The sequence below is a fragment of the Streptomyces sp. NPDC048389 genome, assembly GCF_040706335.1.
Lineage (GTDB): Bacteria > Actinomycetota > Actinomycetes > Streptomycetales > Streptomycetaceae > Streptomyces.
This window is the reverse complement of record NZ_JBEZKP010000012.1, coordinates 1-25807: the sequence shown is the minus strand read 5'-3', so window position 1 is coordinate 25807 and position 25807 is coordinate 1. Positions and strand designations below refer to the sequence as shown.

The 25807-nt window shown below is 72.4% G+C and carries 28 protein-coding genes; 15 read left to right on the top strand and 13 right to left on the bottom strand.

Translation table 11 applies throughout. The features are described 5' to 3' along the window. Positions 1 to 74 precede the first annotated feature (74 nt). On the bottom strand, positions 75 to 1304 hold the full coding sequence (gene ilvA / locus AB0903_RS11655; protein WP_366701504.1) for a threonine ammonia-lyase: 1230 nt from the start codon (positions 1302 to 1304) through the stop codon (positions 75 to 77). Positions 1305 to 1577: 273 nt separating this feature from the next. Between ilvA and AB0903_RS11650 the strand changes: the two genes are divergently transcribed. The 4 genes from AB0903_RS11650 to AB0903_RS11635 all read left to right on the top strand — a co-directional run bounded on the left by AB0903_RS11650 (position 1578) and on the right by AB0903_RS11635 (position 3152). Next, on the top strand, positions 1578 to 2111 hold the full coding sequence (locus AB0903_RS11650; protein ID WP_366701502.1) for a MarR family transcriptional regulator: 534 nt from the start codon (positions 1578 to 1580) through the stop codon (positions 2109 to 2111). A 32-nt stretch (positions 2112 to 2143) separates the two neighbouring features. Further along, complete coding sequence (locus AB0903_RS11645) at positions 2144 to 2650, top strand: sigma factor-like helix-turn-helix DNA-binding protein (protein ID WP_366701500.1); 507 nt, start codon at positions 2144 to 2146, stop codon at positions 2648 to 2650. Continuing rightward, entirely contained in the window at positions 2647 to 2898 is a 252-nt protein-coding gene (locus AB0903_RS11640; protein WP_366701498.1) for a hypothetical protein, read from the top strand. The genes AB0903_RS11645 and AB0903_RS11640 overlap by 4 nt, the downstream gene beginning before the upstream one ends. Before the next feature lie 62 nt (positions 2899 to 2960). Then, the gene (locus AB0903_RS11635; RefSeq protein ID WP_366701496.1) at positions 2961 to 3152 is read left to right on the top strand and encodes a DUF1059 domain-containing protein; all 192 of its coding nucleotides are present in this window, start codon (positions 2961 to 2963) and stop codon (positions 3150 to 3152) included. A gap of 204 nt (positions 3153 to 3356) precedes the next feature. Here the strand turns inward: AB0903_RS11635 and AB0903_RS11630 are convergent, their stop codons facing one another. Continuing rightward, entirely contained in the window at positions 3357 to 4511 is a 1155-nt protein-coding gene (locus AB0903_RS11630; protein ID WP_366701494.1) for a cystathionine gamma-synthase, read from the bottom strand. A gap of 69 nt (positions 4512 to 4580) precedes the next feature. Between AB0903_RS11630 and AB0903_RS11625 the strand changes: the two genes are divergently transcribed. The 5 genes from AB0903_RS11625 to AB0903_RS11605 all read left to right on the top strand — a co-directional run bounded on the left by AB0903_RS11625 (position 4581) and on the right by AB0903_RS11605 (position 9146). Continuing rightward, on the top strand, positions 4581 to 5684 hold the full coding sequence (locus AB0903_RS11625; protein WP_366701492.1) for a hypothetical protein: 1104 nt from the start codon (positions 4581 to 4583) through the stop codon (positions 5682 to 5684). 313 nt (positions 5685 to 5997) lie between these two features. Then, the gene (gene msrA / locus AB0903_RS11620; protein WP_366701490.1) at positions 5998 to 6660 is read left to right on the top strand and encodes a peptide-methionine (S)-S-oxide reductase MsrA; all 663 of its coding nucleotides are present in this window, start codon (positions 5998 to 6000) and stop codon (positions 6658 to 6660) included. 141 nt (positions 6661 to 6801) lie between these two features. Then, positions 6802 to 7455 carry a peptide-methionine (S)-S-oxide reductase MsrA gene (gene msrA / locus AB0903_RS11615; RefSeq protein WP_366701488.1) on the top strand — a complete coding sequence of 218 codons (654 nt, stop codon included), beginning with the start codon at positions 6802 to 6804 and terminating at the stop codon, positions 7453 to 7455. Between the two features lie 430 nt (positions 7456 to 7885). Beyond that, positions 7886 to 8542 (top strand): ATP-dependent Clp protease proteolytic subunit, encoded by a 657-nt coding sequence (locus AB0903_RS11610; protein WP_366701486.1) that lies wholly within the window; start codon positions 7886 to 7888, stop codon positions 8540 to 8542. Position 8543: 1 nt separating this feature from the next. Continuing rightward, on the top strand, positions 8544 to 9146 hold the full coding sequence (locus tag AB0903_RS11605; RefSeq protein WP_366701484.1) for an ATP-dependent Clp protease proteolytic subunit: 603 nt from the start codon (positions 8544 to 8546) through the stop codon (positions 9144 to 9146). A gap of 7 nt (positions 9147 to 9153) precedes the next feature. Here AB0903_RS11605 and AB0903_RS11600 read toward each other — a convergent pair whose 3' ends face one another. From AB0903_RS11600 to AB0903_RS11580, 5 genes are all read right to left on the bottom strand, one after another. After that, positions 9154 to 9597, bottom strand: coding sequence for a helix-turn-helix transcriptional regulator (locus tag AB0903_RS11600; RefSeq protein ID WP_366701482.1), 444 nt, complete (start codon positions 9595 to 9597; stop codon positions 9154 to 9156). A 148-nt stretch (positions 9598 to 9745) separates the two neighbouring features. After that, positions 9746 to 10123, bottom strand: a complete 378-nt coding sequence (locus tag AB0903_RS11595) for a DUF1330 domain-containing protein (RefSeq protein WP_366701480.1) — start codon at positions 10121 to 10123, stop codon at positions 9746 to 9748. Between the two features lie 436 nt (positions 10124 to 10559). Beyond that, positions 10560 to 11573, bottom strand: a complete 1014-nt coding sequence (locus tag AB0903_RS11590) for a GNAT family N-acetyltransferase (protein ID WP_366701478.1) — start codon at positions 11571 to 11573, stop codon at positions 10560 to 10562. 178 nt (positions 11574 to 11751) lie between these two features. Beyond that, positions 11752 to 13017: an Ig-like domain-containing protein gene (locus tag AB0903_RS11585; protein ID WP_366701476.1), complete on the bottom strand. Its 1266-nt coding sequence runs from the start codon at positions 13015 to 13017 to the stop codon at positions 11752 to 11754. Between the two features lie 321 nt (positions 13018 to 13338). Next, complete coding sequence (locus AB0903_RS11580) at positions 13339 to 13731, bottom strand: hypothetical protein (RefSeq protein WP_366701474.1); 393 nt, start codon at positions 13729 to 13731, stop codon at positions 13339 to 13341. A gap of 106 nt (positions 13732 to 13837) precedes the next feature. On the opposite strand from AB0903_RS11580, the gene AB0903_RS11575 reads away from it, so the two are divergent. Continuing rightward, positions 13838 to 14128 carry an LAETG motif-containing sortase-dependent surface protein gene (locus AB0903_RS11575; RefSeq protein ID WP_366701472.1) on the top strand — a complete coding sequence of 97 codons (291 nt, stop codon included), beginning with the start codon at positions 13838 to 13840 and terminating at the stop codon, positions 14126 to 14128. A gap of 69 nt (positions 14129 to 14197) precedes the next feature. On the opposite strand, the gene hutH is transcribed toward AB0903_RS11575, so the two are convergent. The 5 genes from hutH to AB0903_RS11550 form a co-directional block, all read right to left on the bottom strand. Further along, entirely contained in the window at positions 14198 to 15739 is a 1542-nt protein-coding gene (hutH, locus tag AB0903_RS11570) for a histidine ammonia-lyase (RefSeq protein ID WP_366701739.1), read from the bottom strand. Between the two features lie 138 nt (positions 15740 to 15877). Then, positions 15878 to 17077 carry a sensor domain-containing diguanylate cyclase gene (locus AB0903_RS11565; protein ID WP_366701470.1) on the bottom strand — a complete coding sequence of 400 codons (1200 nt, stop codon included), beginning with the start codon at positions 17075 to 17077 and terminating at the stop codon, positions 15878 to 15880. A 98-nt stretch (positions 17078 to 17175) separates the two neighbouring features. After that, positions 17176 to 17976, bottom strand: coding sequence for an enoyl-CoA hydratase-related protein (locus AB0903_RS11560; protein ID WP_366701468.1), 801 nt, complete (start codon positions 17974 to 17976; stop codon positions 17176 to 17178). A gap of 433 nt (positions 17977 to 18409) precedes the next feature. Next, positions 18410 to 19783 carry an adenylate/guanylate cyclase domain-containing protein gene (locus tag AB0903_RS11555; protein WP_366701466.1) on the bottom strand — a complete coding sequence of 458 codons (1374 nt, stop codon included), beginning with the start codon at positions 19781 to 19783 and terminating at the stop codon, positions 18410 to 18412. Between the two features lie 143 nt (positions 19784 to 19926). Next, entirely contained in the window at positions 19927 to 20784 is an 858-nt protein-coding gene (locus AB0903_RS11550) for a biotin--[acetyl-CoA-carboxylase] ligase (protein ID WP_366701464.1), read from the bottom strand. Between the two features lie 147 nt (positions 20785 to 20931). Here AB0903_RS11550 and AB0903_RS11545 point away from each other — a divergent pair, with 147 nt between their 5' ends. The 4 genes from AB0903_RS11545 to AB0903_RS11530 all read left to right on the top strand — a co-directional run bounded on the left by AB0903_RS11545 (position 20932) and on the right by AB0903_RS11530 (position 24033). Further along, the gene (locus tag AB0903_RS11545; protein WP_366701462.1) at positions 20932 to 22524 is read left to right on the top strand and encodes an acyl-CoA carboxylase subunit beta; all 1593 of its coding nucleotides are present in this window, start codon (positions 20932 to 20934) and stop codon (positions 22522 to 22524) included. 29 nt (positions 22525 to 22553) lie between these two features. Next, positions 22554 to 22760, top strand: a complete 207-nt coding sequence (locus AB0903_RS11540; protein ID WP_366701460.1) for an acyl-CoA carboxylase subunit epsilon — start codon at positions 22554 to 22556, stop codon at positions 22758 to 22760. A 130-nt stretch (positions 22761 to 22890) separates the two neighbouring features. Continuing rightward, a complete protein-coding gene (locus AB0903_RS11535; RefSeq protein WP_366701458.1) occupies positions 22891 to 23019 on the top strand; it encodes a hypothetical protein in 129 nt (42 codons plus the stop codon). 408 nt (positions 23020 to 23427) lie between these two features. Further along, complete coding sequence (locus AB0903_RS11530; protein WP_366701456.1) at positions 23428 to 24033, top strand: nucleoside triphosphate pyrophosphatase; 606 nt, start codon at positions 23428 to 23430, stop codon at positions 24031 to 24033. A gap of 6 nt (positions 24034 to 24039) precedes the next feature. Here the strand turns inward: AB0903_RS11530 and AB0903_RS11525 are convergent, their stop codons facing one another. Next, positions 24040 to 24489 carry a hypothetical protein gene (locus tag AB0903_RS11525; RefSeq protein WP_366701454.1) on the bottom strand — a complete coding sequence of 150 codons (450 nt, stop codon included), beginning with the start codon at positions 24487 to 24489 and terminating at the stop codon, positions 24040 to 24042. Between the two features lie 380 nt (positions 24490 to 24869). Here AB0903_RS11525 and AB0903_RS11520 point away from each other — a divergent pair. Continuing rightward, positions 24870 to 25807, top strand: a 938-nt coding sequence (locus AB0903_RS11520; RefSeq protein WP_366701452.1) for a biotin carboxylase N-terminal domain-containing protein, incomplete at its 3' end; no start/stop codon positions are given.

Here is a 25807-nt window from a genome sequence, read left to right as displayed (position 1 = left end):
ACGGGCCGCGGGACGAACGGGTGCCTCGAGACGGACGCCGGGCCTTCCGCCCCCTGACGGGACCGCGGCAGGACTCAGCCCATCACCGTGTAACCCTCGGCGCGCAGCGTCGCCGCGACCTCCTTGCAGTGCTCGGGCCCCTTCGTCTCCAGATGCAGCTCCACCTCCACCTCCGTGAGCCCGAGCCGCGGATCGGTCCGTACATGACTCACATCGAGAACATTGGCATCCGCCACTGACAACAGCCCGAGCAGACCCGCCAGCGCGCCCGGCCGGTCCGTCAGCCGCAGCCTGAGCGACAGGTACCGGCCCGCCGCGGCCATGCCGTGCCGCAGGATGCGCTGCATCAGCAGCGGGTCCACGTTGCCGCCCGAGAGCAGGGCGACGACCGGGCCCTCGAAGGACCTCGGATCGCTCAGCAGCGCCGCCACCGTGCTCGCCCCTGCGGGCTCGACCACCATCTTCGCCCGCTCCAGGCAGAGCAACAGGGCGCTGGAGAGCGCGTCCTCGGAGACCGTACGGACCTCGTCCACAAGATCGCCAATGATTTTGAAGGGCACATCACCGGGACGCCCCACCTTGATGCCGTCCGCCATCGTCGACGGCTGCCGGATCGACACCGGCCGGCCGGCCGCCAGCGAGGGCGGGTACGCGGCGGCACCCTCGGCCTGCACACCGACCACCTTCACATCGGGGCGCAGCGCCTTCACCGCGACCGCGACACCGGCCGCCAGCCCGCCACCGCCGACGCCGACCACGATCGTCCGCACCTCCGGGCACTGCTCGAGGATCTCCAGGCCCACCGTGCCCTGCCCGGCGATGATGTCGGGGTGATCGAAGGGGTGGATGAGAACGGCACCCGTCCGGCGCGCGTAGTCCTCCGCGGCGGCCAGCGTCTCGTCCACCACCTGCCCCTGCAGCCGGACCTCGGCCCCGTACTCCCTGGTCGCGGCGACCTTCGGCAGCGGAGCGCCGACCGGCATGAAGACCGTGGACCGCACGCCCAGCAGCGACGACGCCAGCGCCACGCCCTGCGCGTGGTTGCCCGCGGACGCGGCGACGACCCCCGCGGCCCGCTCCTCGGGCCGCAGGCCGGCGATCCGCACGTACGCGCCGCGCAGCTTGAACGAGCCGGTGCGCTGGAGGTTCTCGCACTTGAGATGGACCGGCGCCCCCACCAGCTGCGAGAGATGCCTGCTGCCCTCCATCGCCGTCACCCTGGCGACGCCGGCGAGCATCTTCTGCGCCCCCCGGACGTCGTCGAGGATCACGGAGGGAAGGATCTCGGGCGTACGGAAGCTCATGCCGCCAAGTCTGACAGTCCGGGGCGACGGCGGGCCGAGGCGTCCGCATCCCGGTCCCGGCGCACCGATACCGGGACGGGCTCGCACCCGGCCGGGAGGGCCGGGCGGAGGCCCGCGCCGACGCCGGCCGAGCGGCCCGTAACGCCGCCGGAACAAGGGCCGGGAACGGATTGTGCAGCGCAGGTACGCACAGGCCCGGGGCCGCGTACTCTGTCCCCCACCAACCGACCACCGCACAAGAGAGCCCCCGCAGCCATGCCCACTTCTCAGGACATGACGACCACTGCGTCTGCCTCTCGGGGGACCCCCTCCTCCGAACCGCCCGGCGGCCCCGGCCTCCTCGATGCCCTCCAGCACCAGGTGGCCCTGTTCGCCCGCCGCGCGGAGCAGACCCGGCTCGGCGGAGTCGGCCAGGTCCGCAACTCGATGGACCGTGCCGCCTACCTGCTCCTCAACCGCCTCGACCTCGAAGGCCCCATGGGCGTCAAGGCCCTGGCCGCCGGGATGGGCATCGACTCCTCGACCGTGACCCGGCAGGTGGCGCCGCTCGTCGACAGCGGCCTCGTCAGACGCACCTCCCACCCGGAGGACGGCCGCGCCGTCGTCCTCCAGCTGTCCCCGCGCGGCCTCGCCCGGCTCGAAGAGGTCCGCGACTCACGGCGGGAGCTGATGGCCCAGGTCACGGACGGCTGGACGGAGACCGAACGGGAGTCGTTCTGCACCCTTCTCACCCGTTTCAACGACTCGCTCTCCGCGCGGGCCGCCGGCCTCGCGCCCGGTGAGACGGATACGCCTCCGACCTCTTGACCCGGGGCCGTCCTCTGGCCCTATATGAGGACGTGAGCGAGCGGAATTCGGCCATGGACCGCCGCCGTGCCCATGAGTTCGACGCCTTCGTGGCGGGCGCGGCCGGCCGGCTGCTGCACGCCGCGACGCTGCTCACCGCCGAACCCGCCACCGCCAATCCGCAGGCCCAGCGACTGCTGACCGCCGCCCTCGCCCGTACGTACGCGGACTGGGACCGGCTGCGCGGCGAGGACCCCTACAACCTCACCCGGCAGGAACTGGCCGTCCGCTTCGCCCGCAGCGCCTGGCGCCACCACCGCGTGTTCGCCCACAGCACCTGGCGCCACCAGCGCGTGCGCGGCGGCGTCCTGGACCGCCTTTCCCCGCAGGAACGCCTGGTCCTCGTACTGCGTCTTCACGAAGGCGTCGCGGAGGAGCAGACAGCGGCGATCATCGGACTACCGGCGGACCGGGTGCGGGCCATCTGCAACCGGGCCGTCGCCACCATGCGCAGCGCCCCGCGCCCCCGGCGCCGGGCCGTACTGCGGGCGGCGTCATGAACGGCCCGCAGCGCAAGGAGGACGAGGTCCGGCGGTTGATGGACACCGGCCACCCGGTGGTCCCCGCCGACCTCGGCCCTCGCGCGGCCGCGAGCGGCGCGCGACTGCTCCGCCGCTCGCGGATCACCCGCAGGGTGTGGCTTCTGCTACTGGTCTCGGCGGTGATCGCGGGCTCGGTGTGGGCGGCCGTGGCGGAGCCGTGGGCGGTGCCGCCGTCGGACACCACACCGCCACTCGAAGGCTGGTGACCCCGCTTCGCACCGATTTATCCTGGTCTCAGCGGCACATGGAAGAACCCCAGGAGGCCCTCATGACCAGGAAAGTCGCCGACTGCCGCAACACCCCGAGCGTCTCCGGATGCACCCTCACCATCAGCGGCGAGGAGGAGGAAGTCGTACGCGCCGCCGTGGAGCACGCCGTCTCCGTCCACGAGCACAGCGACACCCCCGAGCTCCGGCAGATGGTCCGTGAATCCCTCCAGGACGAGAAGGCGACCGTCTGAGCCGACCGTCTGCACCCGCTCCTCGGAAAGCCCTCAGGTCCCCGGCGCGCGAGCGCTCCGGGGGACCTGAGGAGCAGTGGCTCCCGGGACCTGAGGGAGATGTGGCGAGGGGACTTGGGGCCCGGGCCCGAGGGGGCCGTGGCCGGGCCTGAGGCACGCGGCCCGGGGCCCTACCGGATGTGACGGGACGCCGGGCGCGCGGTGTCAGCCCAGCGCCTGCTGAAGATCCGCCAGCAGGTCGTCCGCCGCCTCGATGCCCACGGACAGCCGCACCAGGTCCGCCGGCACCTCCAGCGCGGAGCCCACGACGGACGCGTGCGTCATCCGGCCCGGGTGCTCGATCAGCGACTCCACACCGCCCAGCGACTCACCCAGCGTGAAGAGCTTCGCCCGGTTGCAGACATCCACGGCCGCCTGTTCGCCGCCCTGGACCCGGAAAGAGACCATGCCGCCGAACGCCCGCATCTGCTTCGCCGCGATCTCGTGTCCGGGGTGCTCCGGCAGCCCCGGGTAGAGCACCTCGGTGACCTTCGCGTGCCGGGTCAGCATCTCCGCCACCCGTGCCGCGTTCTCGCTGTGCCGGTCCATCCGGACCGGCAGCGTCTTGATACCGCGCAGCACCAGCCACGCGTCGAACGGCCCGGCGACCGCGCCCATCGCGTTCTGGTGGTACGCCAACTCCTCGCCCAGCCCGGCGTCCGCGGCGATCAGCCCCCCGCCCACGACGTCCGAGTGACCGCCCATGTACTTGGTCAGCGAGTGCACGACGACGTCCGCGCCGAGCGCGATCGGCTGCTGCAGGTACGGGCTCGCGAAGGTGTTGTCGACGACGAGCTTCGCGCCCGCCGTACGCGCGATGTCCGCGACGGCCGCGATGTCGGTGATGCCGAGCAGCGGATTCGACGGCGTCTCGACCCAGATCACCTTCGTACGGTCGGTGACCGAGGTCCGCACCGCCGCCGGGTCCGAGGTGTTCGCCACCGAGAAGTCCACACCCCACCGCTCGACCACCTTGGCGAAGAGCCGGAAGGTGCCGCCGTAGGCGTCGTTCGGGATCACCACGTGGTCGCCGGGACGCAGCAGCGTCCGCAGCAGGCAGTCCTCCGCCGCGAGCCCGGACGCGAAGGCGAGGCCCCGCCGGCCGCCCTCGATCGCGGCGAGGTTCTCCTCCAGCGCGGTGCGCGTGGGATTGGCGCTGCGGCTGTACTCGTAGCCACCGCGCAGGCCGCCCACGCCGTCCTGCTTGTAGGTGGACACCTGGTAGATGGGCGGGACGACCGCGCCGGTCTGCGGATCCGCCGTGTTGCCCGCATGGATGGCGCGGGTCTCGAAGCTGTGCAAGCTGTGCTGGTCGCTCATGGGCCCGAGCGTAGTCCCGTACGGGACAGGCCGTGGCCGCTCGCCGTATGCGTCCTGGACAATGGGCCCATGGAGATTCTCTGGTTCCTGATCGCGCTGTGCATGCTGGTCGTGGTCCTCGGCCCGTTCATCCGGAGCCGCCGCAACCGCATCCAGCTCGCCCGGCCCGGTTCGCCGGACGCCGCCGACCCGGAGACGTACGGCTTCGTACGCCAGGAGGAGCTGGACGTCCGGACCCCCGGACCCGACCAGGACCTCCTCGACGTGCTGGAGGTCGTCCAGCGCACCCAGGAGTGGAAGGCCGCCGCGCAGCTGCTCGCCGGCACGCCCAAGGAGGGCGAGCAGCGCTGGCAGCGCGTCCAGGCGTTCGCCGGCGCCGCCTCCCTCGAACTCGCGCAGCAGCCCGGCGTCGGCGGCGCGTGGCTGCGCAACTGGCGCTCCGAGGCACCGAAGGACGCGGGAGCCGCACAGGTGCACGCCGAGTTCCTCGTCCAACAGGCGTGGCGCACCGCCACCGCGGGCTCGGACGAGTTCCGGATCATCCTCGAAGAGGCCAGGAAGGTCTGCGGCGAGGCCGCGCTCCTCGCGCCCGGCGACCCGGTCCCGTACATCACCGAGCTGGCCGTCGCCCGCGGACTGGGCTACAGCCCGGAGCAGTTCGACCAGCTGTGGGCCAAGGTCATCGACCGCGCGCCCGACCACATGGGCGCCCACCTGGCCGCGCTGCACCACCTGTGCGAGAAGTGGCACGGCTCCCGCCAGGAGGCGGACCACTTCGCCACCACCGCCGCGGCCCGAGCCCCGCACGGATCGCTGCTGGCCGCCCTCCCGCTCTTCGCGGTCTACGAGCACCTGCCCGAGGTGAACCTCGTGCAGTCCTTCTACCAGAGCGCGGTGGTCACCAAGGCGATCGAGGGCGCCCTGTACGCGGTGCACTCCGCCCGCGCCGACGACCCGATGCTCCCGCACGTGCGCCACCTGCTCGTCGTCTTCCTCGTCAACTCCGAGCGGTGGGCGGAGGCGATGCACCAGCTCGTACGGGTCGACGGGCACGTGGGCGCGTTGCCCTGGACGACCGAGCCCGACCCGGCCGCGGCGTACACGGTCTACCGTGCCCTGGCGGTCGCCGGGTACGAGGCGAACGGCGGCAGCCCGGCGACCCTGCTGCACTGAGACCAGGACCCGTCCACGACCCGTGACCACGACCACGGCCCAGAACGTGACCACGAGCCCGAGCCCGTGACCACGAGCCCGAGCCCGAGCCCGAGCCCGTGACCACGACCGGGGCCGGGGCCACGACCGGCACCCCGGACCGTGACCACGGAACCGTGCGGCGGGGTCCGGGACCGGCGCCCCGGACCGGGGCCTCGACCGGGGCCTCGGCACCGCGCGACCGGGGCCCACCGGTGCCGCGCGGCCCGGTGCGGAATTCCGGACGGCACCGGGACGTTCTTCCCTGTGCCGTCACCGTGAAGGAGAACCAGCCATGCTCTTCGGCCGTACGCCTGTGCTGCCCACCCCGGAGCAGGCCCTCAAGGGCCGCCCGGAACCGTCCTTCACCGTCCCCGACCGCCACACGGTCCTCGGCAACCCGCTGCTCGGCCCGTACCCCGCCCACCTGGAGACCGCGGACTTCGCGATGGGCTGCTTCTGGGGCGCCGAGCGCAAGTTCTGGCAGACCGAGGGCGTGTGGACGACCCTCGTCGGCTACCAGGGCGGACACACCGAGAACCCGACGTACGAAGAGACCTGCTCGGGCCTGACCGGCCACACGGAGGCGGTCCGCGTCGTCTTCGACCCGTCGGTCGTCTCCTACGAGTCGCTGCTGAAGCTGTTCTGGGAGTCCCACAACCCGACCCAGGGCTTCCGCCAGGGCAACGACGTGGGGACGCAGTACCGTTCGGCGATCCACACCCACTCCCCCGCGCAGGCCACGGCGGCCAAGGCGTCCCGCGACGCCTACCAGAAGGTCCTGACCGGCTCGGGCTACGGGACCATCACGACGGAGATCCTCCCGGCGGAGGGCCGCCCCTTCTACCCGGCGGAGGCGTACCACCAGCAGTACCTCGACAAGAACCCGGCGGGCTACTGCGGCATCGGCGGCACGGGCGTCTCCTGCCCGGTCGGGGTGGCGCGGGCCGAGGGCTGAGGGCGGCGGGCAAGGGCTGAAGCGCGCCGGACCGCTCGCGCAGGGCGCCGAGGGCGGCCGGTCTGCGCGTGTCCTGCGGCGTGTGTCGCCGGGACAATGGCGGGGCCGGGAACGCACGCCGTCACAGGGAACGAGGGGCCCATGCTGTTCGCCAGAGGCCGGGATCTGCGTCTGCCCACACCCGAGGAGGCCCCTCCGGGGCGCCCCGCCCCCGCGTACGAGGTCCCGGAACGGCATGCCGTTCTGGGGACGCCGCTGCGAGGGCCCTGGCCCGAGGGGCTGGAAGTCGCCGACTTCGCCCTCGGCTGCTTCTGGGGCGCCGAGCGCAGGTTCTGGCAGAGGTCCGGCGTCTGGACCACCGTGACCGGCTTCCAGGGCGGGCACACTCCGAACCCCGTCGACGACGAGATCCGCACCGGGATGACGGGGCACGCGGAGACCGTGCGCGTGGTGTTCGACCCGGCGAAGGTGTCCTACGCCGACCTGCTGAGGCTCTTCTGGGAGTCGCACGACCCCACCCAGGGCTTCCGCCAGGGCAACGACACCGGCACCCATGTCAGGTCGGTCCTCTTCGCGCACACCCCCGGCCAGACCGCCGCGGCCGAAGTGTCCCGCGACGCGTACCAGAAGGCCCTGTCCGCCTCCGGGTACGGCCGGATCACCACGGAGATCCTGCCGGCCGCAGAGCACCCCTTCTACCCGGCCCGGGCGTACCACCAGCAGTATCTGGACCGGAATCCGGCGGGTTACTGCGGCGCCGGCGGCACGGGCGTCCTGTGCCCGGTCGGCTTCTGAAGGCCGACGGCGGGGGAGGCGGCCCCGCCGGCACGTCAGTCGGCAGCGCGGCCGGTGAGGGGTCCGCCCGGGTCGAGGCACCGGGCCAGGGCGGACGGCCAGGCGCCGTGCCCCGCGTCCAGGTCGAGGGGTGCGCCGCCCGGGACGATGTCGGTGTCGAGGCAGAGGGGCCGGCCGACGTGCCGGTCCCGGCCACCCGGGCAGCAGGGGTCGTCGTCCCCGGGTGCGTGCGGTTGGCGGCTGAGCGGCCCGCGCCCGGACCGAGCGGGGCCTCGACTTCCGAGGGCAGCCGCGAGCGGGCCTCTGCCCGTGGCGGATCTGCCCGTGGCGGATCTGCTGCGGGCAGAGGTTCCTGACAGGGCGGCAGCAGCGGACCGACAGTGGGAGCACCGCGGCGGGCGTCGTCGCGGACCACCACGAGGAGGCCCCGATGCCACCGCTCGCCCCGTACCCGTACGAGCCGTCTCCGAGGGCCGCCGACGGGGACACGCCCCCGTCGCGGTTCGACGACCATCTGGCCGCCCAACTGCTGGCGCAACGCATCGTGTTCCTCGGGACGCAGGTCGACGAGGTGTCCGCGAACCGGGTCTGCGCACAGATGCTGCTGCTGTCGGCCGAGGACCCGAGGAGCGACATCAGCCTCTACATCAACAGCCCCGGCGGCTCGGTGACGGCCGGTCTGGCGATCTACGACACGATGCGGCTGATCCCCAACGACGTGTCGACGCTCGCGATGGGCTTCGCCGCGAGTATGGGGCAGTTCCTGCTCACCGTCGGGACGGCGGGCAAGCGGTTCGCACTGCCGAACGCGCGGATCATGATGCACCAGCCGTCCGCCGGTATCGGCGGCACGGCCGCGGACATCGCGATCCAGGCGGAGAACCTGGAGTTCACGAAGAAGGCCGTCGAACGGATCACCGCGGAGCACACCGGCCGGAGCGAGGAGACGATCTCGCGCGACGGCGACCGCGACCGGTGGTTCACGGCCGAGCAGGCGAAGGAGTACGGCATGGTCGACCACGTCGTCGAGTCACTGGCGGACGTCCGGCCGGCGGGGCCGGGCAGGCGTATCGGGCTGGGGAGCTGACATGGGCCGGTACACGATTCCGAACGTCGTCGAACGCACCCCGCAGGGCGAACGGTCGTACGACGTCTTCAGCCGGCTGCTGTCCGAGCGGATCATCTTCCTCGGCACGGAGATCGACGACGGTGTGGCGAACGTCGTCATCGCCCAGTTGCTCCACCTGGAGTCGTCGAGCCCGGACACGGAGATCGCGATCTACATCAACTCACCCGGTGGTTCCTTCACTTCGCTGATGGCCATCTACGACACGATGACGTTCGTGCGTGCGCCGATCTCCACGTTCTGCGTCGGCCAGGCGGCCTCGACGGCGGCGGTGCTGCTGGCCGGCGGGGACCCGGGGCGGCGGTTCGTCCTCGAACACGCGCGGGTGCTGCTCGGGCAGCCGGCGAGCGCCGGGCGGCAGGGCACGGTCTCCGATCTGAGCCTGCAGGCGAAGGAGATGCTGCGGATCCGGTCCCAGGTGGAGGAGGTGCTGTCCCGGCACACGCACCACGGTGTGGCGGCCCTGCGGGCCGACATGGACCGGGACAAGGTGTTCACGGCGCACGAGGCCGTGGCGTACGGCCTCGCGGACGAGGTGCTGAGCCGGCGGGCGGTGGGTGCCTGACCCACCGTCACGCCGCGAGACGCACGTCGCCGGGGAACGCGGTCCGCGACACGGGCCGGACCGTGGCGGAGCGGACCGTCGAGGAAGGGACCGTGGTGGAGCGGACCGTGGTGGAGCGGACCGGACGGGGCGGGCGGGCCGGGCGGACGAGCTCGCGGTGGGTCAGGGCGAGCAGGTCGGCGAGCCCGTAGCCGAGTGCGCGCGCGGCCGCCGCGAGGACCTCCGAGGATGCCTCCTTGCGGCCGCGTTCGAGCTCGGAGAGGTACGGGACGGAGATCCGGGCGGCGTCGGCCACGTCCTTGAGGGTGCGCTCCTGCGCCAGCCGTTCGCGCCGCAGGACATCGCCGACGACGTGCCGCCACAGCGGCTCCCTGGCGGCGCGGTCCGGTGCGGGCGCTGCGGCCGGACGCAGGGGAACGACACGGGCTCGGTTCGTCTCGTCGCTGCTCATCGCTCCAGGGTAGAAGCGCCCGGCCCGCCCGGGGAGCACACGCGGTTGCGCCGGGGGCGAAACGCCCGCCCGTGCTTCCCTCGCCGCCGCCCCGGGCCGACCGTCCAGGACCGACCCGCCCCGGGCCGACCGCCCCGGCCGCGCGCCGTCAGGACGCCGCCGCGTCCTGGGCGGCTCCGGCTCCCGCCTGGAGCGTGCGAAGTTCGGCCGCCGTGCGCGAGGCGTCGTAGCCGGGGGCGACGCCGTCGACGAGGATCACGTCGCCCGCGAGGTGGCGGGTGCGCAGCGGGGCGATCTCCTGGTATGCCTCGGACTCGTACCAGTCGCGCGCGTCGCGCAGGGTGGGGAAGCCGACGACGACGAGCGCGCCGGGCCACTCGCCTTCGAGGACCTCGGGAGTCGTTCCGTGGACGAGGAAGGCGCCGCCGTACGGGCCGAAGGTCGACTGGACGCGCTCCATGTACTCGAAGACCTCGTCGGGGAGGTGCGCGGCGGGCCGGAGGTGGGCGACGGCGTACGCGGTCATGGGGTTCTCCCGGTGTCAGCGGTTCGGGCTGTGTCCCCGATGCTGCCGAACGGGCCGGCACCCGTCGATTACCTCCGAGGTAGCGCCGGCGTGAGTTCGGAGGGCATGCCCGCTTCCGCCTCGTCCGTCGAACGTCTCCCGCTCGGCGTCGAGGCGATGCGGCAGCGCGCCGCGAGCAGCTGGAGGTGCTGGTACGCGCCTTCGCCATGCGGCGAGCGGGGTCCCGGTCGGGAAGTCGTTGAAGACGAACGATGGTCTTCACCGCTCCACGCCGACCCTTCCCGCCCGCGAGTACACGCCGGCACCAAGCAGGTGTACGAGCAACTGCGCGAGCAGGGCTGCCAACCGGGTGGGGGTCCGAAATGAACAGGTGAGAGGGACCCGGTTCACAAGGTTCTCGACACGACCCGGGAGCACTCCGCGCGGGACGAGGAGTTCAGGCTCCCGCTCCAACCCCCGGAAGCCTCGCCTGGAAGCAGCCGATGTCGCGCTCACGCGCATAGCCCAGCCGGTCGTTGACGGCGAGCATGGGGCCGTTCTCGTCCGCGACGGTCGTGGCGGTCTCCCGCACTCGGGGGCACCGCTCGGTCAGGACGCCCATCATGTGGCGCTTGACGGCCAGACCGAGGCCGCGGCCGCGGTGGGCGGGCACCACGGCCGTGTCGTACTGGAGGGCGCGGACGTCCGAGGGGTCGCGCAGCACCAGTTCGGTGTAGGCGGCGACGGTGTCGGTGCCGTCCGCGGTGTGCACGACGGCCGAGGAGAGGAGGACGCCGCCACGGTCCTCGATCACCCGGGCCGCCGTCCGTACCCGGTCCGCGTCCCACTTGGGGGCGTTCTGGTCGACGTCTCCCATGGGCGCGTCCTCCATGGCGTTGTGGGCCTCGGCGAACGCGTCGGCGAGGGCGTCCGGCACGACCCCGGTCCAGTGGGCGTAGGCGTACCCGTCGGGCAGCGCGGGCTGCACGGGGCGGGCGGCGAGTGCGTCGGGGAGGTCCTGCACGTACCAGGCCAGCGGCAGGGCCTTCCCGAAACCGTGGCGGGCGGCGAACGCCTCGGCCGGGCCGCCCAGTTCGACGACGGCGGAGAGCGATGTGCGGCCGTCCGCGGCGAGTTCGTCGCGCAGGGCGTTCCAGAGCCGGGTGCCGACGCCGCTCCGTCTGGCCCGGGGGTGGACGGCCAGCTGGTCGAGGAAGGCGGCGTGCCGGTTGTTCTCGTCGGTGAAGAGCACGAGCGTGGCCACGCCGTCGTACGAGCCGTCGGCGGCCACGGCCGCGCGGTGGAGGGCCCGGGAGTTCACGGAGGGCGTCCGCAGTTTCCCCTCGGTCTCGACGCGGCCGGGCGGGGGCACGTGCGCGGGCAGGTCGTGGGTGTGCGCTGCGTGGACCACGGCGTGCCAGGCGTCGACGGCGGGCGCCGCGAGCGGCGTGGGCAGGCTGGTGACGGTCATACGGGGACGCTATGCCCCCGGTGTGCGCGGCCGCTCGGAATATCGCCGCGGCACCGCCGTGGCCGGGGGCCGGAGCGGACGGCAGGGGCCGGGGGCCGGAACGCGCCGCCGGGGGCCGGAAACGCAGCGGTGGCGGCGCCCTTCGCGGGTGCCGCCACCGTACGGGTCACGGGGTGGGTCAGACGGCGGAGCCGGCCTTCCACTGCGCCCAGTCCATGTTCCAGCCGTTCAGGCCGTTGTCCGGCTTGATGGTGGTGTCCTTGGAGTTCTTGACGATGACGACGTCACCGATGAGCGAGTTGTCGTAGAACCAGGCGGCGGGCTGGTTCGGGTCGCCGGCGCCCTTGACGTCGTTCAGACCGACGCAGCCGTGGCTGGTGTTGGCGCTGCCGAAGACCGAGTCGGGGCCCCAGTAGTTGCCGTGGATGAAGGTGCCCGACGTGGACAGCCGCATGGCGTGCGGCACGTCCTTGATGTCGTACTCGCCCTTGCCGTCGTCGTCGGTGAAGCCGACCGTCGCACCGTTCATCCGGGTCTCCTTGAACTTCTCGGAGATCACCATCTGACCGTTGTAGGTCGGGGTCTCCGGCGAGCCGGCGGAGATCGGGATGGTCTTGACCGTCTTGCCGTCCTGGGTGACCGTCATGGTCTTGGTGGCGGCGTCGACGGTGGAGACCTGGTTGCGGCCGACCTTGAAGGTGACCGTCTTCTCCTGGACGCCGTACACGCCCTCGGCGCCCTCGACGCCGTCCAGGGCGAGCTTGAGCGTGACGGTGGAGTTCTCGGTCCAGTACTGGTCGGGGCGGAAGTCCAGGCGCTGGCTGTTGAACCAGTGGCCGACGATCTCCTGGCCGCTGCTGGAGTCGACGGTGATCGCGGACTGCACGGCCTTGCGGTCCGCGATCGCCTTGTTGAACTTGATCGAGACGGGCATGCCGACGCCGACGGTGGAGCCGTCCTCCGGCGTGAAGTAGCCGATGAAGCTGTTGTCGGGCGAGACGGTGGTGAACGACGTGTTCTCGTGCGCCTCCAGGCCGGCGGCGTCCTTGGCCGTGGCGGAGATCTTGTACGTGGTGGAGCGCTCGAGCTGGGCGTCCGGCTTCCAGCTCTTGCCGTCGGCCGCGAGGGTCCCCGCGACCGGGGTGCCCTCCTTGGTCGTCATGGTGACCTCGGTCAGCGTGCCGTCGGCGACGGTGACCTCGGCCGCGTTGTTGATGCTCGCGTTCGTCGCGCCGTTCTCGGGCTTGATCGCTATTTGCGCCTTCGAGACCTCCTTGGCAGCGGCCTCGTCTATCTGCGCCTGTGACGTCTTCGTGTTCCCGGCAGCCGCATCCTTGTCTTCCCCGCCGTTGCAGGCCGACAGGACCAGCACACCCCCGAGCACCGCGGATGCGACCTTGAGGCCGCTGCGCCGCTTGCTGTCCGTCATCACACGCTTCTCCATCGCTGCCGAGTCCCCTGATCAACCACTACGGACAACTCCCATTTCAGGTCATCCGGTTCCACATCGGTAAAAGATGTGGGGAACAACACTCGTCGAGCACGTCCGAGGACCCCCGGCCGCCGGACGTACTCCCCACCGAACTGATCGACGCCGTGTCCGCCTCATCGGTTGCACCTCGCCCGGTCCGGGTTTCACTTCTTCGATCGTCGCCCCGCCACTACGGCACGGGACGGAGCGGGCCCCGGTTCGCCTTCCCGGCCGACCGGGGCCCGAAGCCCGCCGCATGTCCCCGCTCGTGCGATCTGCGGCACATCGCGTGCGCTAGGTCCGCGGGTCGTCCCCTTCGGTGCCGAGCAGCGGGTAACCGTCGGGGCCGCCTCCGTAACCGCCCACCGCGTCGTCATCGTCGTCGGCGTCCAGTTCCCAGTCGTCGGAGTCCGGGTCGTACTCGATCTCCTCGCTGCTCCAGGACGCCTGGGCCAGCTCGATCCCGGGGACCTGACTGACCAGGTCGAACGGGTCCACGAGATAGGCCAGGGCCTCCGCGACGTCCTCGCGCACCGCGGACTGCGCATGCGTCCGCTCCGCATCGGGCATGAACTCGTCGTCGGCGATCCGCTCGAGCGCCGCACCGGTCAGCGCCCCGGAGTCGTCGACCTCGATCACCAATTCCACTCGTAGCCGCACATAGCGTGATGTCTCAGAGCCGGTCATACGACGGAGGGTATGGCTCGGGGCCCACGGCTTTCCCACGACCCGCTGCGTTCACTAGCATCTGCCCACCGGCCAATCCCAGGATGCACCAAGGGGGACCGACTCCGTGTCAGTCGCACGTCGACCGCTGCTCACCGCCACTGCCGCAGGGACACTGCTGTGCGCGCTGTGGTTCGTTCCCTCGGCGAACGCCACTGCCGAGGATCCGGCCGAGGAACGGCCGGCCGGCGCCTCCTCCGGCACGGTGACCGAGCAGGCCGGCCAGGAGCGGCTGCTGCTGGCCGAGACGGGCACCCCGGACACCACCCCGTACGTGATCGGCGGTTCGGCATGCCTCGCCGTCGGGGCGGGCTTCGTCGGCTTCTCGATGCGCAGGGGCGCATCCGGCACCGTCTGACGGTCCCCGGCACAGCGGGCCGCCCCCGCCGTGACGGCGGGGGCGGCCCACGTGCTGCATGCCGCGGCGTCAGGCCAGTGGGCCGGTCACCGGCTCGACGGCGGCGACGAGGAGCCCGTCCCGCACGAAAGCGTCCGCCGCCTCCAGGTCGGGTGCCAGGAAGCGGTCGGGGCCGGGGCCCCGGACGCCTGCCGCACGCAGCGCCTCGATGGCGGCCTGCGAGGCGGGGGCCGGGGTGAGGTGGCGGCGCAGCTCGATGGCGCGGGTCGCCGCGTACAGCTCGACGGCGATGATCCTGCCCAGGTTGCCGACGGCGGTACGCAGCTTCCGGGCGGCGGACCAGCCCATGGACACGTGGTCCTCCTGCATGGCGGAGGAGGGGATGGAGTCGGCGGAGGCGGGGACGGCGAGCCGCTTCATCTCGCCGACCAGGGCGGCCTGCGTGTACTGGGCGATCATCAGGCCGGAGTCGACGCCCGCGTCGTCCGCGAGGAACGGCGGCAGGCCGTGGCTGCGGTTCTTGTCCAGGAGCCGGTCGGTGCGGCGCTCCGCGATCGAGCCGAGGTCGGCGGCGGCGATGGCGAGGAAGTCGAGCGCGTAGGCGACGGGAGCGCCGTGGAAGTTGCCGTTGGACTCGACACGGCCGTCGGGGAGCACGACCGGGTTGTCGACGGCGGAGGCCAGCTCGCGATCCGCGACCAGCCGGGCGTGGGCCATGGTGTCGCGCCCGGCGCCGGCGACCTGCGGAGCGCAGCGCACCGAGTAGGCGTCCTGCACGCGGGGCGCCTCTTCCTCCTGGAAGTGGCCGGTGAGCCCGGAGCCCTTCAGTACGGCCAGCATGTTCGCCGCGGCGGCGCCCTGCCCGGGGTGGGGACGGATGGCGTGCAGTTCCGGTGCGAGGACCTTCTCGGTGCCGAGCAATGCCTCCAGCGTCAGGGCGGCGATGATGTCGGCGGACTTGTAGAGGCGCTCGAGGTCCGCGAGGGCCATGACCAGCATGCCGAGCATGCCGTCGGTGCCGTTGAGAAGCGCGAGGCCCTCCTTCTCACGCAGCTCGACCGGCGCGATGCCGTGCTCGGCGAGCAGCTCGCCCGCGGGGCGCACGGTACCGTCGGGGCCCTCGGCGTCGCCCTCGCCCATGAGTGCGAGGGCGCAGTGGGACAGCGGGGCGAGGTCGCCGGAGCAGCCGAGGGAGCCGTACTCGTGAACGACGGGCGTGATGCCCGCGTTCAGCACGGCGGCCATGGTCTGCGCGACCTCGGGGCGCACGCCGGTGCGGCCGGAGCAGACGGTCTTCAGGCGGAGGAACATCAGCGCGCGGACGACCTCGCGCTCGACGCGCGGTCCCATGCCCGCGGCGTGCGAGCGCACGATGTTGCGCTGCAGCCGGGCGCGGAGTTCCGGGCTGATGTGACGGGTGGCGAGGGCGCCGAAACCGGTGGAGACGCCGTAGACGGGCTCGGGCCTGGCGGCCAGCGCGTCCACGATCGCGCGGGCGTCGGCAAGGGCGGCGAGGGCCTCGCCGGAGAGTTCGATGCGGGCGCCGTGGCGGGCCACGGCGATGACGTCATCGGCGGTGGTACCGAACGTCCCCACCACGACTGTTTGCATATCCATATTCAGCAGCGTACGGATTGAATCCAAACCTGTCACCACTGGTGGGCATGTTGACCCCTTACCGGCCGGTACCCGACCGCCGGGCCCTCCCTCACGGCCGGGACTCCTCTCGCACGCGCGGCACCGCGTCAGTCAGGGCTCGCTCCACGGTTCCCCCCGGGACTCCTCCGGACGCGCGTCACGGAAGCGGCGGCGGTCCTGCGGGGAGCGCGGCGGCGAGTCGGCGAGTCGCATCACGGTGCCGTCCCGGCCGGCCACCACCGGTTTCGGGGAGCGCGCCGCCTTGGCCCGGTACTGGGCGGCGTCCGCCAACCGGAAGAGCCGCCGGGCGGAGCGCACCTCGCCGATCGGGTCGCCCGTCGACGCGACGCCGCAGGCGACCCCCTCCCCCAGCTCCAAATCCTTCGCCCGGACGCACAGTTGGCCGGCGACATCGACCACCTCGTCGGCAGACGGGCCCACCGTGACCAGACAGAACTCGTCACCGCCGAGCCGGGCGGCCAGCGCGCCCGGCAGCATGGCCCCGCACAGCGACAGGACGGAGCCGAACCGTTCCAGCAGGCGGTCACCGACCGCGTGCCCCTGGGTGTCGTTCACCCGCTTCAGCCCGTTGACGTCGCACACCACCAGGCTGACGACCGCACCGTCCGACCGGTGCCGCTCCAGCGCCTCGTCGAGCCGCGTGTCCACCGCGCGGCGGTTGGCGAGCCCGGTGAGGGGGTCGGTGAACGCGAGCTTGCGGACCTCCTCGAGCCGCTCGGTCTGGGCGATACCGGCCGCCACGACGGAGGCCAGGACGGTCGCGAAATCGGCGTCCTCCCTGTCGAACACCGCCGCCGCCTCCGGCCGGGCCACGTACAGCTCCCCCCACGCCCTGCCGTGCAGCACGATCGGCGCGACGACGCAGCATCCACGGCCGCGCCGGCGCAGCGCGGCGACCCTCCCCCACAGGACTGCGTCCGTGGGAGGTGCCCCCTGGCGGCCGTAGCCGCGTCCGGGTGTCGCCGGACCCGCCGCCGTCTCCACCCATGCCTCCGGCTCACCGCCGCCGGCCCAGCGTTCGTGGAGGAACTCGGTGATCTCGGGGAAACGGTTCACCGGATACGCCTCGGACTCGGGGAACTCCTCCTCCTCCGGCGCGCGTTCGCCCACGTTCACCAGCACCCGCAGCCGTCCGCGCTCCCGTTCCCACACGGACAGCGCCGCGAAGGACCCGGCGAGCGCGCCGCAGGCGCCGACGGCCGCCGCACGCCAGGACTCCTGCGGCGTCTGAGCCGCGGCCATCGCCTGCGCCAGCGCCACTACGGCTCGCAACCGCCCATCCACAGCCATCCACCCAGCTTAGGTAGGTTTCGGCCGATTTGATCAGTTGGAAGGGGCCGGGTCGCCAACCTGTGCGGCCGCCCTCCCCCGCACGCTCGCGCCCGTCCTCACTCGCCGGGCCACTGCGGCTTCCGCTTCTCGTTGAACGCGGCGACGCCCTCCGCCCGGTCCCCGGAGAACGCCGTCGCCCGCCACGCCGCGTCCTCGACCTCGAGACCGGCGCGCAGGTCGAGCCCGTGCCCGAGCCGCATGGCCTTCTTCGCGTTGCGCAACCCCACCGGCGAGTTCGCGGCCATCCGGGCCGCGAGGGCGAGCGCCTCGGTACGGGCGTCCTCCGCGAGGACGTCGACCAGCCCCAACTCCCTTGCCTCCACGGCCTCCACGCGCCGTGCCGTGAAGACGAGCTCCGCGGCACGGGCGGCCCCGACCCTGCGGGGCAGCAACTGCGTGCCGCCACCGCCGGGGATGACACCGACGGACACCTCGGGCAGACCGACGACCGCGGTCGCGTCGGCGACGATCACGTCGCACGACAGCGCCAGCTCGAACCCCCCGCCGAGCGCGAAGCCGTGCACGGCGGCGACGGTCGGCATCGGCAGCTCCAGCACCCCGGTGTACGCGCCGCGGGTGGTCGGCCGCTGCCGCGACAGGTCGGCGTCAGAGAAGGAGTTGCGTTCCTTCAGATCGGCGCCGACGCAGAACGCGCGGTCACTGGTGGAGCTCACCACACCCACCCGCACCTCGCGGTCCGCCGCGAGCGCGTCACAGGCGGCCCGGATGGAGCGTGCCATCTCGGTGGAGACGGCGTTCATGGCCTTGGGGCGGTCCAGGACGAGCTCGGCGACGTGGCCGTGCGCGTGCTTGCGGATGGCGACGAATTCCCCGAACCGCTGCTCGGACTCCGACATGGGGCACCCTCCCGGTTAACGATGGTTCACCGGATCATATGCGGGGCGCGTCGCGGGCGGCCCGCCTGCGGCGGGCTGTTCCCCTCCCCGCCCCTTCCCGCCGCACCGTAGGTGTCGTCCTCGTCGCGGCGGACCACCGAGGTGCGGCTCCGCCGCGTGGCGGGGCTCAGCCCCGGGCGTCCGCACCCCATCTCCCGCTACGGCCTGGGCGGCCGTGGGGGCTGCCCCAGCGGCGCTCCACAGGAGCCTGCCCGGCGTTTGAGGGCACGGCCGAAGGCCGTACGGGGTCCGGGGCGCGCCCCGGACCAGAAAGGCGGGGCGGGGTAACCCGTGGCCGCCAGGACCGCAGGACCGCAGGAACCGCCAGACCGCCAGGCGGGAGTAGGGCGCAGGCCCACCGGGCGCGGGCCACGCCCGCGTCACCGCCCCACCCTCAGGTCGGCCTCCGCGTCAGCAGCCACGGCTCCACCACGCCGAGCCCCCGCACCGGCCGCTGCCACATCGGCTGGAGTGCGAACCGGTACGTCGGCACCACCCGCCCCTCCTTCTCCGCCTTGGCCGCTTCCTCCGCCGCCTCCGCCTCGGAGGCCGGCGCGTCGCCGGTCCGGATCAGTTCCTCGGCGAACGCCCCGTCCACCAGCAGCGCGTCCTTCGGCGCTATCGACGTCAGCCGGCTCGCCAGGTTGACCGTCGTACCGAAGACGTCGCCCATGCGCGTGGTGACCGTGCCGAAGGCGATGCCGACCCGCAGGGCCGGCATTGATTCGTCGTCGGTCATCGTCTCGATGAGACGGAGGGCGATCTCCGCCGCCGTACCGGCGTCGTCCGCCGCGTACAGGACCTCGTCGCCGAGGGTCTTGATCAGCCGGCCGCTGTGCGCGGCGACCAGGTCCGCACAGGTGGTCTCGAACGACTCGACGAGCTCGCCGAGCTCCTCCTCCTCCAGCCGGCGCGTCAGCCGGGTGAAGCCGACGAGGTCGGCGAAGGCGACGGCCAGGCGTCGGTCGACCATCTCCTCGTCGTCCGCGGCCTGCACGACCCGGCCGGTCGCGGCCGCCAGCTGCCGCCGCCAGACGTAGACCAGGAACTCCTCGAGCTCCGGCAGCAGCAGCTCGACCAGCGGATACGTGACCTCGGTGCGGGTCATGCCGGGCTCCGGCGGCTCGGTCAGCCCCTCCAGGAAGGAGTCGATCTGCCAGTCGGCGAGCCGGGCGGTGGTCTGCCCGGTCGAGCGGGCGACCTGGACCGCCATCGGCTCACTGAGCAGGCCCGCCTCCACCAGACCGGCCAGCCGCCGCAGGGCGAGCACGTCCGCCTCTGTGAGGGCCTTCGCCTGCCCGATGTCGGCGAAGCCCATGGCCCGCCAGAAGCGGGCGGCGAGCTCCATGGAGACGCCGGCGGTACGCGCTGCCTGGAAGGCGGTGTAGCGCCGCTCGGCGCCGAGGATCAGCTGTTCCAGGCGGATGGCCAGCGGATCGTCGGACGGCTCCGCCGTGTGGTCGACCTCGTGGTGGGGCGTGTGCTGCGCCGGCCCGGACGTGCCCGAGCCCGAGGTCCCCGAAGCGGAACCCGAGGTCTCGCCGGTCCCCGAAGCGGAACCCGAAGTCCCGCCGGTCCCCGAAGCGGAACCCGAAGTCCCGCCGGCCTCCGAAGCGGAGCCCGACGCCCCCGCCGCGAAACCCGAAGCGGAACCCGAGGCCCCGGCGGAGCCCGAGGCCCCCTGCCCCGACGAAGAGGCGGACGCGCCGGAAGAGCCGTCCGACGGCGGCTGCGCGCCCGCGCCGGAAGTGGTGTCGTCGACGGTCACCAGCCGCCTCCTGCCCGTTCCCTGCGCAATGCCCTGCCGATCTGTCGCGCGATCGCCTCAACGATACGGCAGGTGTGCCCCAGCTCACGTCCCGGCGACCGAGGACGTCCGGGGCGGTCCCGTCCGCGGGCGCCCGGCCCCCGTCAGCCCGCCGGCCGCAGGTGCACGATGTCCCCCGCGCTCACGGGCTGCCGCTCCCCGCTCCCGGTGGCCAGCACCAGCCTGCCGTCGCCGTCCAGGGCGACCGCCTCGCCGGTGACGGCCGTGCCGCCGGGCAGCTCGGCACGCACCTGGCGGCCCAAGGTGGCGCAGCCCGCCACGTACGCCTCCTGGAGCCCGCAGGCCGCGGGGTCGCCGACGACGGTGCGCCAGTCGGTGTACCACTTCTCCAGCGAGCGCAGCACGGCCCGCAGCAGCGGGTCGCGGTCCGTGGACACGGCGTTCGCGAGGCCCAGCGAGCCCGCCTCCGGGACGGGCAGCTCGTCGGCGCGGAGCGACACGTTGATGCCGATGCCGAGCACCACCGCGTCGTCACCGGCGCGCTCCAGGAGGATGCCGCCGGTCTTGCGTTCGTGACCGTCCACGGTGACCAGCAGGTCGTTAGGCCATTTGAGGGACATGTCGACGCCCGCGGCCCGTGCGAGTCCGCTCGCGGCGGCGACGCCGGCGAGCAGCGGCAGCCAGCCCCAGCGGGTCACCGGCACATCGGCGCCGGGCCACAGGAGTACGGAGAAGAAGAGGCCGGAGCGGGGGGGCGCGCTCCAGGTGCGTTCCAGCCGGCCCCGCCCCGCGGTCTGCTCCTCGGCGACCAGCACGGCGCCTTCGGGCAGGGACGCGGCCCGTGCCGCCAGGTCGGAGTTGGTGGAGCCGGTGGCCGTCACGACGTCCAGGGAGGTCCACAGACCACCGGGCACGACGACGCCGCGGCGCAGGGCGGCGATGTTCAGAGGGGGCCGGTCGAGGTCGGACCAGCGGCTCTCGGGCGCATTCGGAGGCGTCATGCAAGCCAGCGTAGGTGTGGCAAACGCCGCACTGCCGAACCGTATCCGCGCCGATACGCTACGAGCCAGTAGCCAACGATCGTCAACCGTCCCCTTGAGTACGTCCCCGTAAGCCGTCCCCGTGACCAGCCAGGGAGCCGCATCCCGATGTCCGAGCCGGAAGCAATCGACATCCACACCACCGCGGGCAAGATCGCGGATCTTCAGCGCCGTATCGACGAGGCGACGCACGCCGGCTCCGCGCGGGCTGTCGAAAAGCAGCACGCCAAAGGCAAGTTGACGGCACGCGAGCGCATCGCGCTGCTCCTGGACGAGGACTCGTTCGTGGAGCTCGACGAGTTCGCCCGGCACCGTTCGACCAACTTCGGGCTCGAGAAGACCCGGCCGTACGGGGACGGTGTCGTCACCGGCTACGGCACGGTCGACGGCCGCCCGGTCGCCGTCTTCTCGCAGGACTTCACCGTCTTCGGCGGCGCTCTCGGCGAGGTGTTCGGACAGAAGATCATCAAGGTGATGGACTTCGCGCTGAAGACCGGCTGCCCGGTCATCGGCATCAACGACTCCGGCGGCGCCCGCATCCAGGAGGGCGTCAGCGCGCTGGGCATGTACGGCGAGATCTTCCGCCGCAACACCCACGCCTCCGGCGTCATCCCGCAGATCTCGCTGGTCGTCGGCCCGTGCGCGGGCGGCGCGGTGTACTCCCCCGCGATCACCGACTTCACGGTGATGGTCGACCAGACCTCTCACATGTTCATCACCGGCCCGGACGTGATCAAGACCGTCACCGGCGAGGACGTCGGCTTCGAGGAGCTGGGCGGCGCCCGCACGCACAACACCACCTCCGGTGTCGCGCACCACATGTCGGGCGACGAGAAGGACGCGATCGAGTACGTCAAGTCGCTGCTGTCGTACCTGCCGTCCAACAACCTCTCCGAGCCGCCGTCCTTCCCCGAGGAGGCGGACATCGCGGTCAGCGACGAGGACCGCGAGCTGGACACGCTCATCCCGGACTCGGCGAACCAGCCGTACGACATCCGCACCGTCATCGAGCACGTCCTCGACGAGGGCGAGTTCCTCGAGACACAGGCGATGTTCGCCCCGAACATCGTCACCGGCTTCGGCCGGATCGAGGGCTACCCGGTCGGCATCGTCGCCAACCAGCCGATGCAGTTCGCCGGCTGCCTGGACATCAACGCCTCCGAGAAGGCCGCGCGCTTCGTCCGCACCTGCGACGCGTTCAACGTCCCCGTGCTGACCTTCGTCGACGTCCCCGGCTTCCTGCCGGGCGTCGACCAGGAGTACGGCGGCATCATCCGCCGCGGCGCCAAGCTGATCTACGCCTACGCCGAGGCCACGGTCCCGCTGATCACCGTCATCACCCGCAAGGCGTTCGGCGGCGCGTACGACGTCATGGGCTCCAAGCATCTCGGCGCCGACCTCAACCTGGCCTGGCCGACCGCGCAGATCGCCGTCATGGGCGCGCAGGGCGCGGTGAACATCCTGCACCGCCGCACCATCGCCGCCGTCGAAGGCGCCGAGGAGCAGGAGGCGACGCGGGCCCGTCTCATCCAGGAGTACGAGGATGCCCTCCTCAACCCGTACACGGCCGCCGAACGCGGCTACATCGACGCGGTGATCATGCCGTCGGAGACCCGGGCCCAGCTGGTGAAGGGCCTGCGCCAGCTGCGCACCAAGCGGGAGAGCCTGCCGCCGAAGAAGCACGGGAACATTCCCCTGTAAGGCTCCGCGGCACGAGGAGGGACGAGACGATGATCAAGGTCGTACGAGGGAACCCGACCCCCGAGGAGCTGGCCGCCGCCCTGGCGGTGGTCCAGGCGCGCGCGGCGGCCATCGAGGGCGGCGCGGCCGACGGCCCCGGGCCGCCCGAGGGCTGGTCGGACCCGGCACGTATCGCGCGCAGCACCCGGCCCCTGCCGGGGCCGCGGGCGTGGGCGCGCAGCTGCTGGCCGGTGTGACGCGGTAGACCCGGTACGCGTGCCGGTACGCGTGAACGGCCGGGCCCCGGCGCACAGGGGGCCCGGCCCTTTTGTGGTTTGAGTACGCGTACTCAGGCGCGGGGGCCGCGGCGCCAGCACCATCGAAGGCATGCTGTGGTCCGACCCGGAGAACGAGCCGCCCGAGGAACTCCGCGACATGCAGAGGATGCTGCGGCGCGCGGGCCTGGTGCTGGCGCTGGCGATGGTGGTGGCGATGTTCGCGGCGGGCCTGCGGTGACGTAGGGCGGGCGGTTGGGGCCAGGCGGGGCGGGGCCGCTGCGCGGAGCTTTTCCCTACCCGCCCCTTCCCGGACCGGGGCAAGCCCCGGACCCCGTGCCCACTGGGCGGCACACCGGCCTTGGCCCGGGTCCGAAGCCTTCCACGGGCCTGGCGACCGTGGATGCCCCCGAAGGCGGACCCCTCCAGCCCCGCCGACGATCAAGGCGCAGGCGCCCAGGGGCCAAGCCCCGGCACATCACCCGGAACGCGGTCCACAGGCCCCACGACGGACACCTTCAGCCCGTCGGCAGCTGAGACCCGGGACACGGGCAGCGCCCCGACACCACCGGCGCCCCCACCAGGCCGACGATCAAGACGCAGGCGCCCGGGGACGAAGCGCCCCTGGGGCGATGGGCGCGCGCTTACGATGGGCGGCATGACCCGTCTCGTACTCGCCTCCGCGTCCCCCGCCCGGCTGAACCTGCTGCGACAGGCCGGTCTCGCCCCCGAGGTGATCGTCAGCGGCGTCGACGAGGACGCCCTCACCGCGCCCACGCCCTCCGAGCTCGCGCTCGTCCTCGCGGAGGCGAAGGCCGCGGCCGTGGCCGCCCGCCCCGAGGCCGCCGGTGCGCTGCTGATCGGGTGCGACTCCGTCCTGGAGCTCGACGGCGAGGCGCTCGGCAAGCCCGCCGACGCCGAGGAGGCGACCGCCCGTTGGAAGGCGATGCGCGGCAGGGCGGGCGTCCTGCGGACCGGACACTGCGTGGTCGACACGGTGACCGGCCGCCGTGCGTCGGCGACCGCGTCGACGACGGTGCGGTTCGGCGAGCCGACGGACGCCGAGATCGCCGCGTACGTCGCGAGCGGCGAACCGCTGCACGTGGCGGGCGCGTTCACCCTGGACGGACGATCCGCGCCGTTCATCGACGGCATCGACGGCGACGCCGGCAACGTCATCGGCCTGTCGCTGCCGCTGCTGCGCAGGCTCCTGGCAGAACTGGGCTTCTCGATCACCGACCTCTGGACGGAGTAGGGCGCCTCAGGCGGGCGACGCCGCCCCGTCGACGGCGGGACCCGCCGGGCCCGACGGGTCGGCCGGCATCTCCGGCTCGTCCACGGGCCGCTCCTTGCCGTACACGATCAGCGACGCCACCAGCAGTCCCAGCACCACCATCATGAACGCGAAGGCGGTCCAGCCGACCAGACCCACCGTCAGCGCGCCGAGCACGCCGTGCAGGACGGCGAGGCCGATGAGGAGGACGCGGGTGAAGCGGCCGGGCGGCCGGTCCCGTACCGCCACGACCAGCAGCAGCACGCCTGCCAGGGCGAGCAGCAGACCGGTGCCTATGCCCATCCCCCACGTCGCGCTCACCATGACGTCCGTGTCCAGACCGTCGAGCGACATCCGCTGGCCGTCCACGAAGGTGGCCATGATCCCGTTGAGCACGACGATGCCGACGGCCTCCGCCAGCAGGACAAGCGCAGCCACCACGGCCACCGGTCTGCGCACCACGGCGCCCCCAACCCAGTGTGTACCGGAAGTACGTACGACAGCCGCGAGGCTACTGACCGGTAAACGTGGGGGCAAGGGATCGGGCACGCCCGGTCGGTCGGCAAAGAATCATTGGGCCATTCGTAGGGACTCCACAAAGAAACGCTGCGGCCCGCTGCGTTCACAGACAGAGACCTTGACCACACCAGAGGGCTACTGTGCGAAGGACGAACCCGTCGTACCGTGGTGCGACAAGGGATTTCGCGTGTCAGCGAGCCTCGAATCACGCTCCGTGTGGGCAAGCTCACCATTGGGGACGGGTCGAAAGGCCGTGTCGGCAGTCCCTAAACTCAGCTTGTTTCAAGGAGGGAGCCATCGTGCGCAAGGTGCTCATCGCCAACCGTGGCGAAATCGCTGTCCGCGTTGCCCGTGCCTGCCGGGACGCCGGGATCGCGAGCGTAGCCGTCTACGCCGACCCGGACCGGGATGCTCTGCATGTCCGCGCGGCCGACGAGGCGTTCGCCCTGGGCGGTGACACCCCGGCCGCCAGCTATCTGGACATGGCCAAGGTGCTTCAGGCAGCAGCCGATTCGGGGGCGGACGCCGTCCACCCCGGATACGGCTTCCTGTCCGAGAACGCGGAGTTCGCCCAGGCCGTCATCGACGCCCAACTGACCTGGATCGGCCCGCCGCCGCAGGCCATCCGCGACCTCGGTGACAAGGTCGCCGCCCGGCACATCGCCCAGCGCGCCGGCGCCCCGCTGGTCGCCGGTACCCCGGACCCGGTCTCCGGTGCGGAGGAAGTGGTCGCCTTCGCGCGGGAGCACGGGCTGCCGATCGCCATCAAGGCCGCCTTCGGCGGCGGCGGTCGCGGCCTGAAGGTCGCCCGCACCCTCGAAGAGGTGCCCGAGCTGTACGACTCGGCGGTCCGTGAGGCCCTCGCCGCCTTCGGCCGCGGCGAGTGCTTCGTCGAGCGCTACCTCGACAAGCCGCGCCACGTCGAGACCCAGTGCCTGGCCGACTCCCACGGCAACGTGGTCGTCGTCTCCACCCGTGACTGCTCACTCCAGCGACGCCACCAGAAGCTGGTCGAGGAGGCCCCCGCCCCCTTCCTGTCACAGGCTCAGAACGCCGAGCTGTACCGCGCGTCGAAGGCCATCCTCAAGGAAGCCGGCTACGTCGGCGCCGGCACGGTGGAGTTCCTCGTCGGCCAGGACGGCACGATCTCCTTCCTGGAGGTCAACACCCGCCTCCAGGTCGAACACCCGGTGACCGAGGAGGTCACCGGCATCGACCTGGTCCGCGAGATGTTCCG

Excerpts from the sequence above, each read along its gene's own strand:
- ilvA (WP_366701504.1), bottom strand. The coding sequence starts at position 1,304 with ATGAGCTTCCGTACGCCCGAGATCCTTCCCTCCGTGATCCTCGACGAC.
- AB0903_RS11650 (WP_366701502.1), top strand. The coding sequence starts at position 1,578 with ATGACGACCACTGCGTCTGCCTCTCGGGGGACCCCCTCCTCCGAACCG.
- AB0903_RS11640 (WP_366701498.1), top strand. The coding sequence starts at position 2,647 with ATGAACGGCCCGCAGCGCAAGGAGGACGAGGTCCGGCGGTTGATGGAC.
- AB0903_RS11635 (WP_366701496.1), top strand. The coding sequence starts at position 2,961 with ATGACCAGGAAAGTCGCCGACTGCCGCAACACCCCGAGCGTCTCCGGA.
- AB0903_RS11630 (WP_366701494.1), bottom strand. The coding sequence starts at position 4,511 with ATGAGCGACCAGCACAGCTTGCACAGCTTCGAGACCCGCGCCATCCAT.
- AB0903_RS11625 (WP_366701492.1), top strand. The coding sequence starts at position 4,581 with ATGGAGATTCTCTGGTTCCTGATCGCGCTGTGCATGCTGGTCGTGGTC.
- msrA (WP_366701490.1), top strand. The coding sequence starts at position 5,998 with ATGCTCTTCGGCCGTACGCCTGTGCTGCCCACCCCGGAGCAGGCCCTC.
- msrA (WP_366701488.1), top strand. The coding sequence starts at position 6,802 with ATGCTGTTCGCCAGAGGCCGGGATCTGCGTCTGCCCACACCCGAGGAG.
- AB0903_RS11610 (WP_366701486.1), top strand. The coding sequence starts at position 7,886 with ATGCCACCGCTCGCCCCGTACCCGTACGAGCCGTCTCCGAGGGCCGCC.
- AB0903_RS11605 (WP_366701484.1), top strand. The coding sequence starts at position 8,544 with ATGGGCCGGTACACGATTCCGAACGTCGTCGAACGCACCCCGCAGGGC.
- AB0903_RS11600 (WP_366701482.1), bottom strand. The coding sequence starts at position 9,597 with ATGAGCAGCGACGAGACGAACCGAGCCCGTGTCGTTCCCCTGCGTCCG.
- AB0903_RS11595 (WP_366701480.1), bottom strand. The coding sequence starts at position 10,123 with ATGACCGCGTACGCCGTCGCCCACCTCCGGCCCGCCGCGCACCTCCCC.
- AB0903_RS11590 (WP_366701478.1), bottom strand. The coding sequence starts at position 11,573 with ATGACCGTCACCAGCCTGCCCACGCCGCTCGCGGCGCCCGCCGTCGAC.
- AB0903_RS11585 (WP_366701476.1), bottom strand. The coding sequence starts at position 13,017 with ATGGAGAAGCGTGTGATGACGGACAGCAAGCGGCGCAGCGGCCTCAAG.
- AB0903_RS11580 (WP_366701474.1), bottom strand. The coding sequence starts at position 13,731 with ATGACCGGCTCTGAGACATCACGCTATGTGCGGCTACGAGTGGAATTG.
- hutH (WP_366701739.1), bottom strand. The coding sequence starts at position 15,739 with ATGCAAACAGTCGTGGTGGGGACGTTCGGTACCACCGCCGATGACGTC.
- AB0903_RS11565 (WP_366701470.1), bottom strand. The coding sequence starts at position 17,077 with ATGGCTGTGGATGGGCGGTTGCGAGCCGTAGTGGCGCTGGCGCAGGCG.
- AB0903_RS11560 (WP_366701468.1), bottom strand. The coding sequence starts at position 17,976 with ATGTCGGAGTCCGAGCAGCGGTTCGGGGAATTCGTCGCCATCCGCAAG.
- AB0903_RS11550 (WP_366701464.1), bottom strand. The coding sequence starts at position 20,784 with ATGACGCCTCCGAATGCGCCCGAGAGCCGCTGGTCCGACCTCGACCGG.
- AB0903_RS11545 (WP_366701462.1), top strand. The coding sequence starts at position 20,932 with ATGTCCGAGCCGGAAGCAATCGACATCCACACCACCGCGGGCAAGATC.
- AB0903_RS11540 (WP_366701460.1), top strand. The coding sequence starts at position 22,554 with ATGATCAAGGTCGTACGAGGGAACCCGACCCCCGAGGAGCTGGCCGCC.
- AB0903_RS11535 (WP_366701458.1), top strand. The coding sequence starts at position 22,891 with ATGCTGTGGTCCGACCCGGAGAACGAGCCGCCCGAGGAACTCCGCGAC.
- AB0903_RS11530 (WP_366701456.1), top strand. The coding sequence starts at position 23,428 with ATGGGCGGCATGACCCGTCTCGTACTCGCCTCCGCGTCCCCCGCCCGG.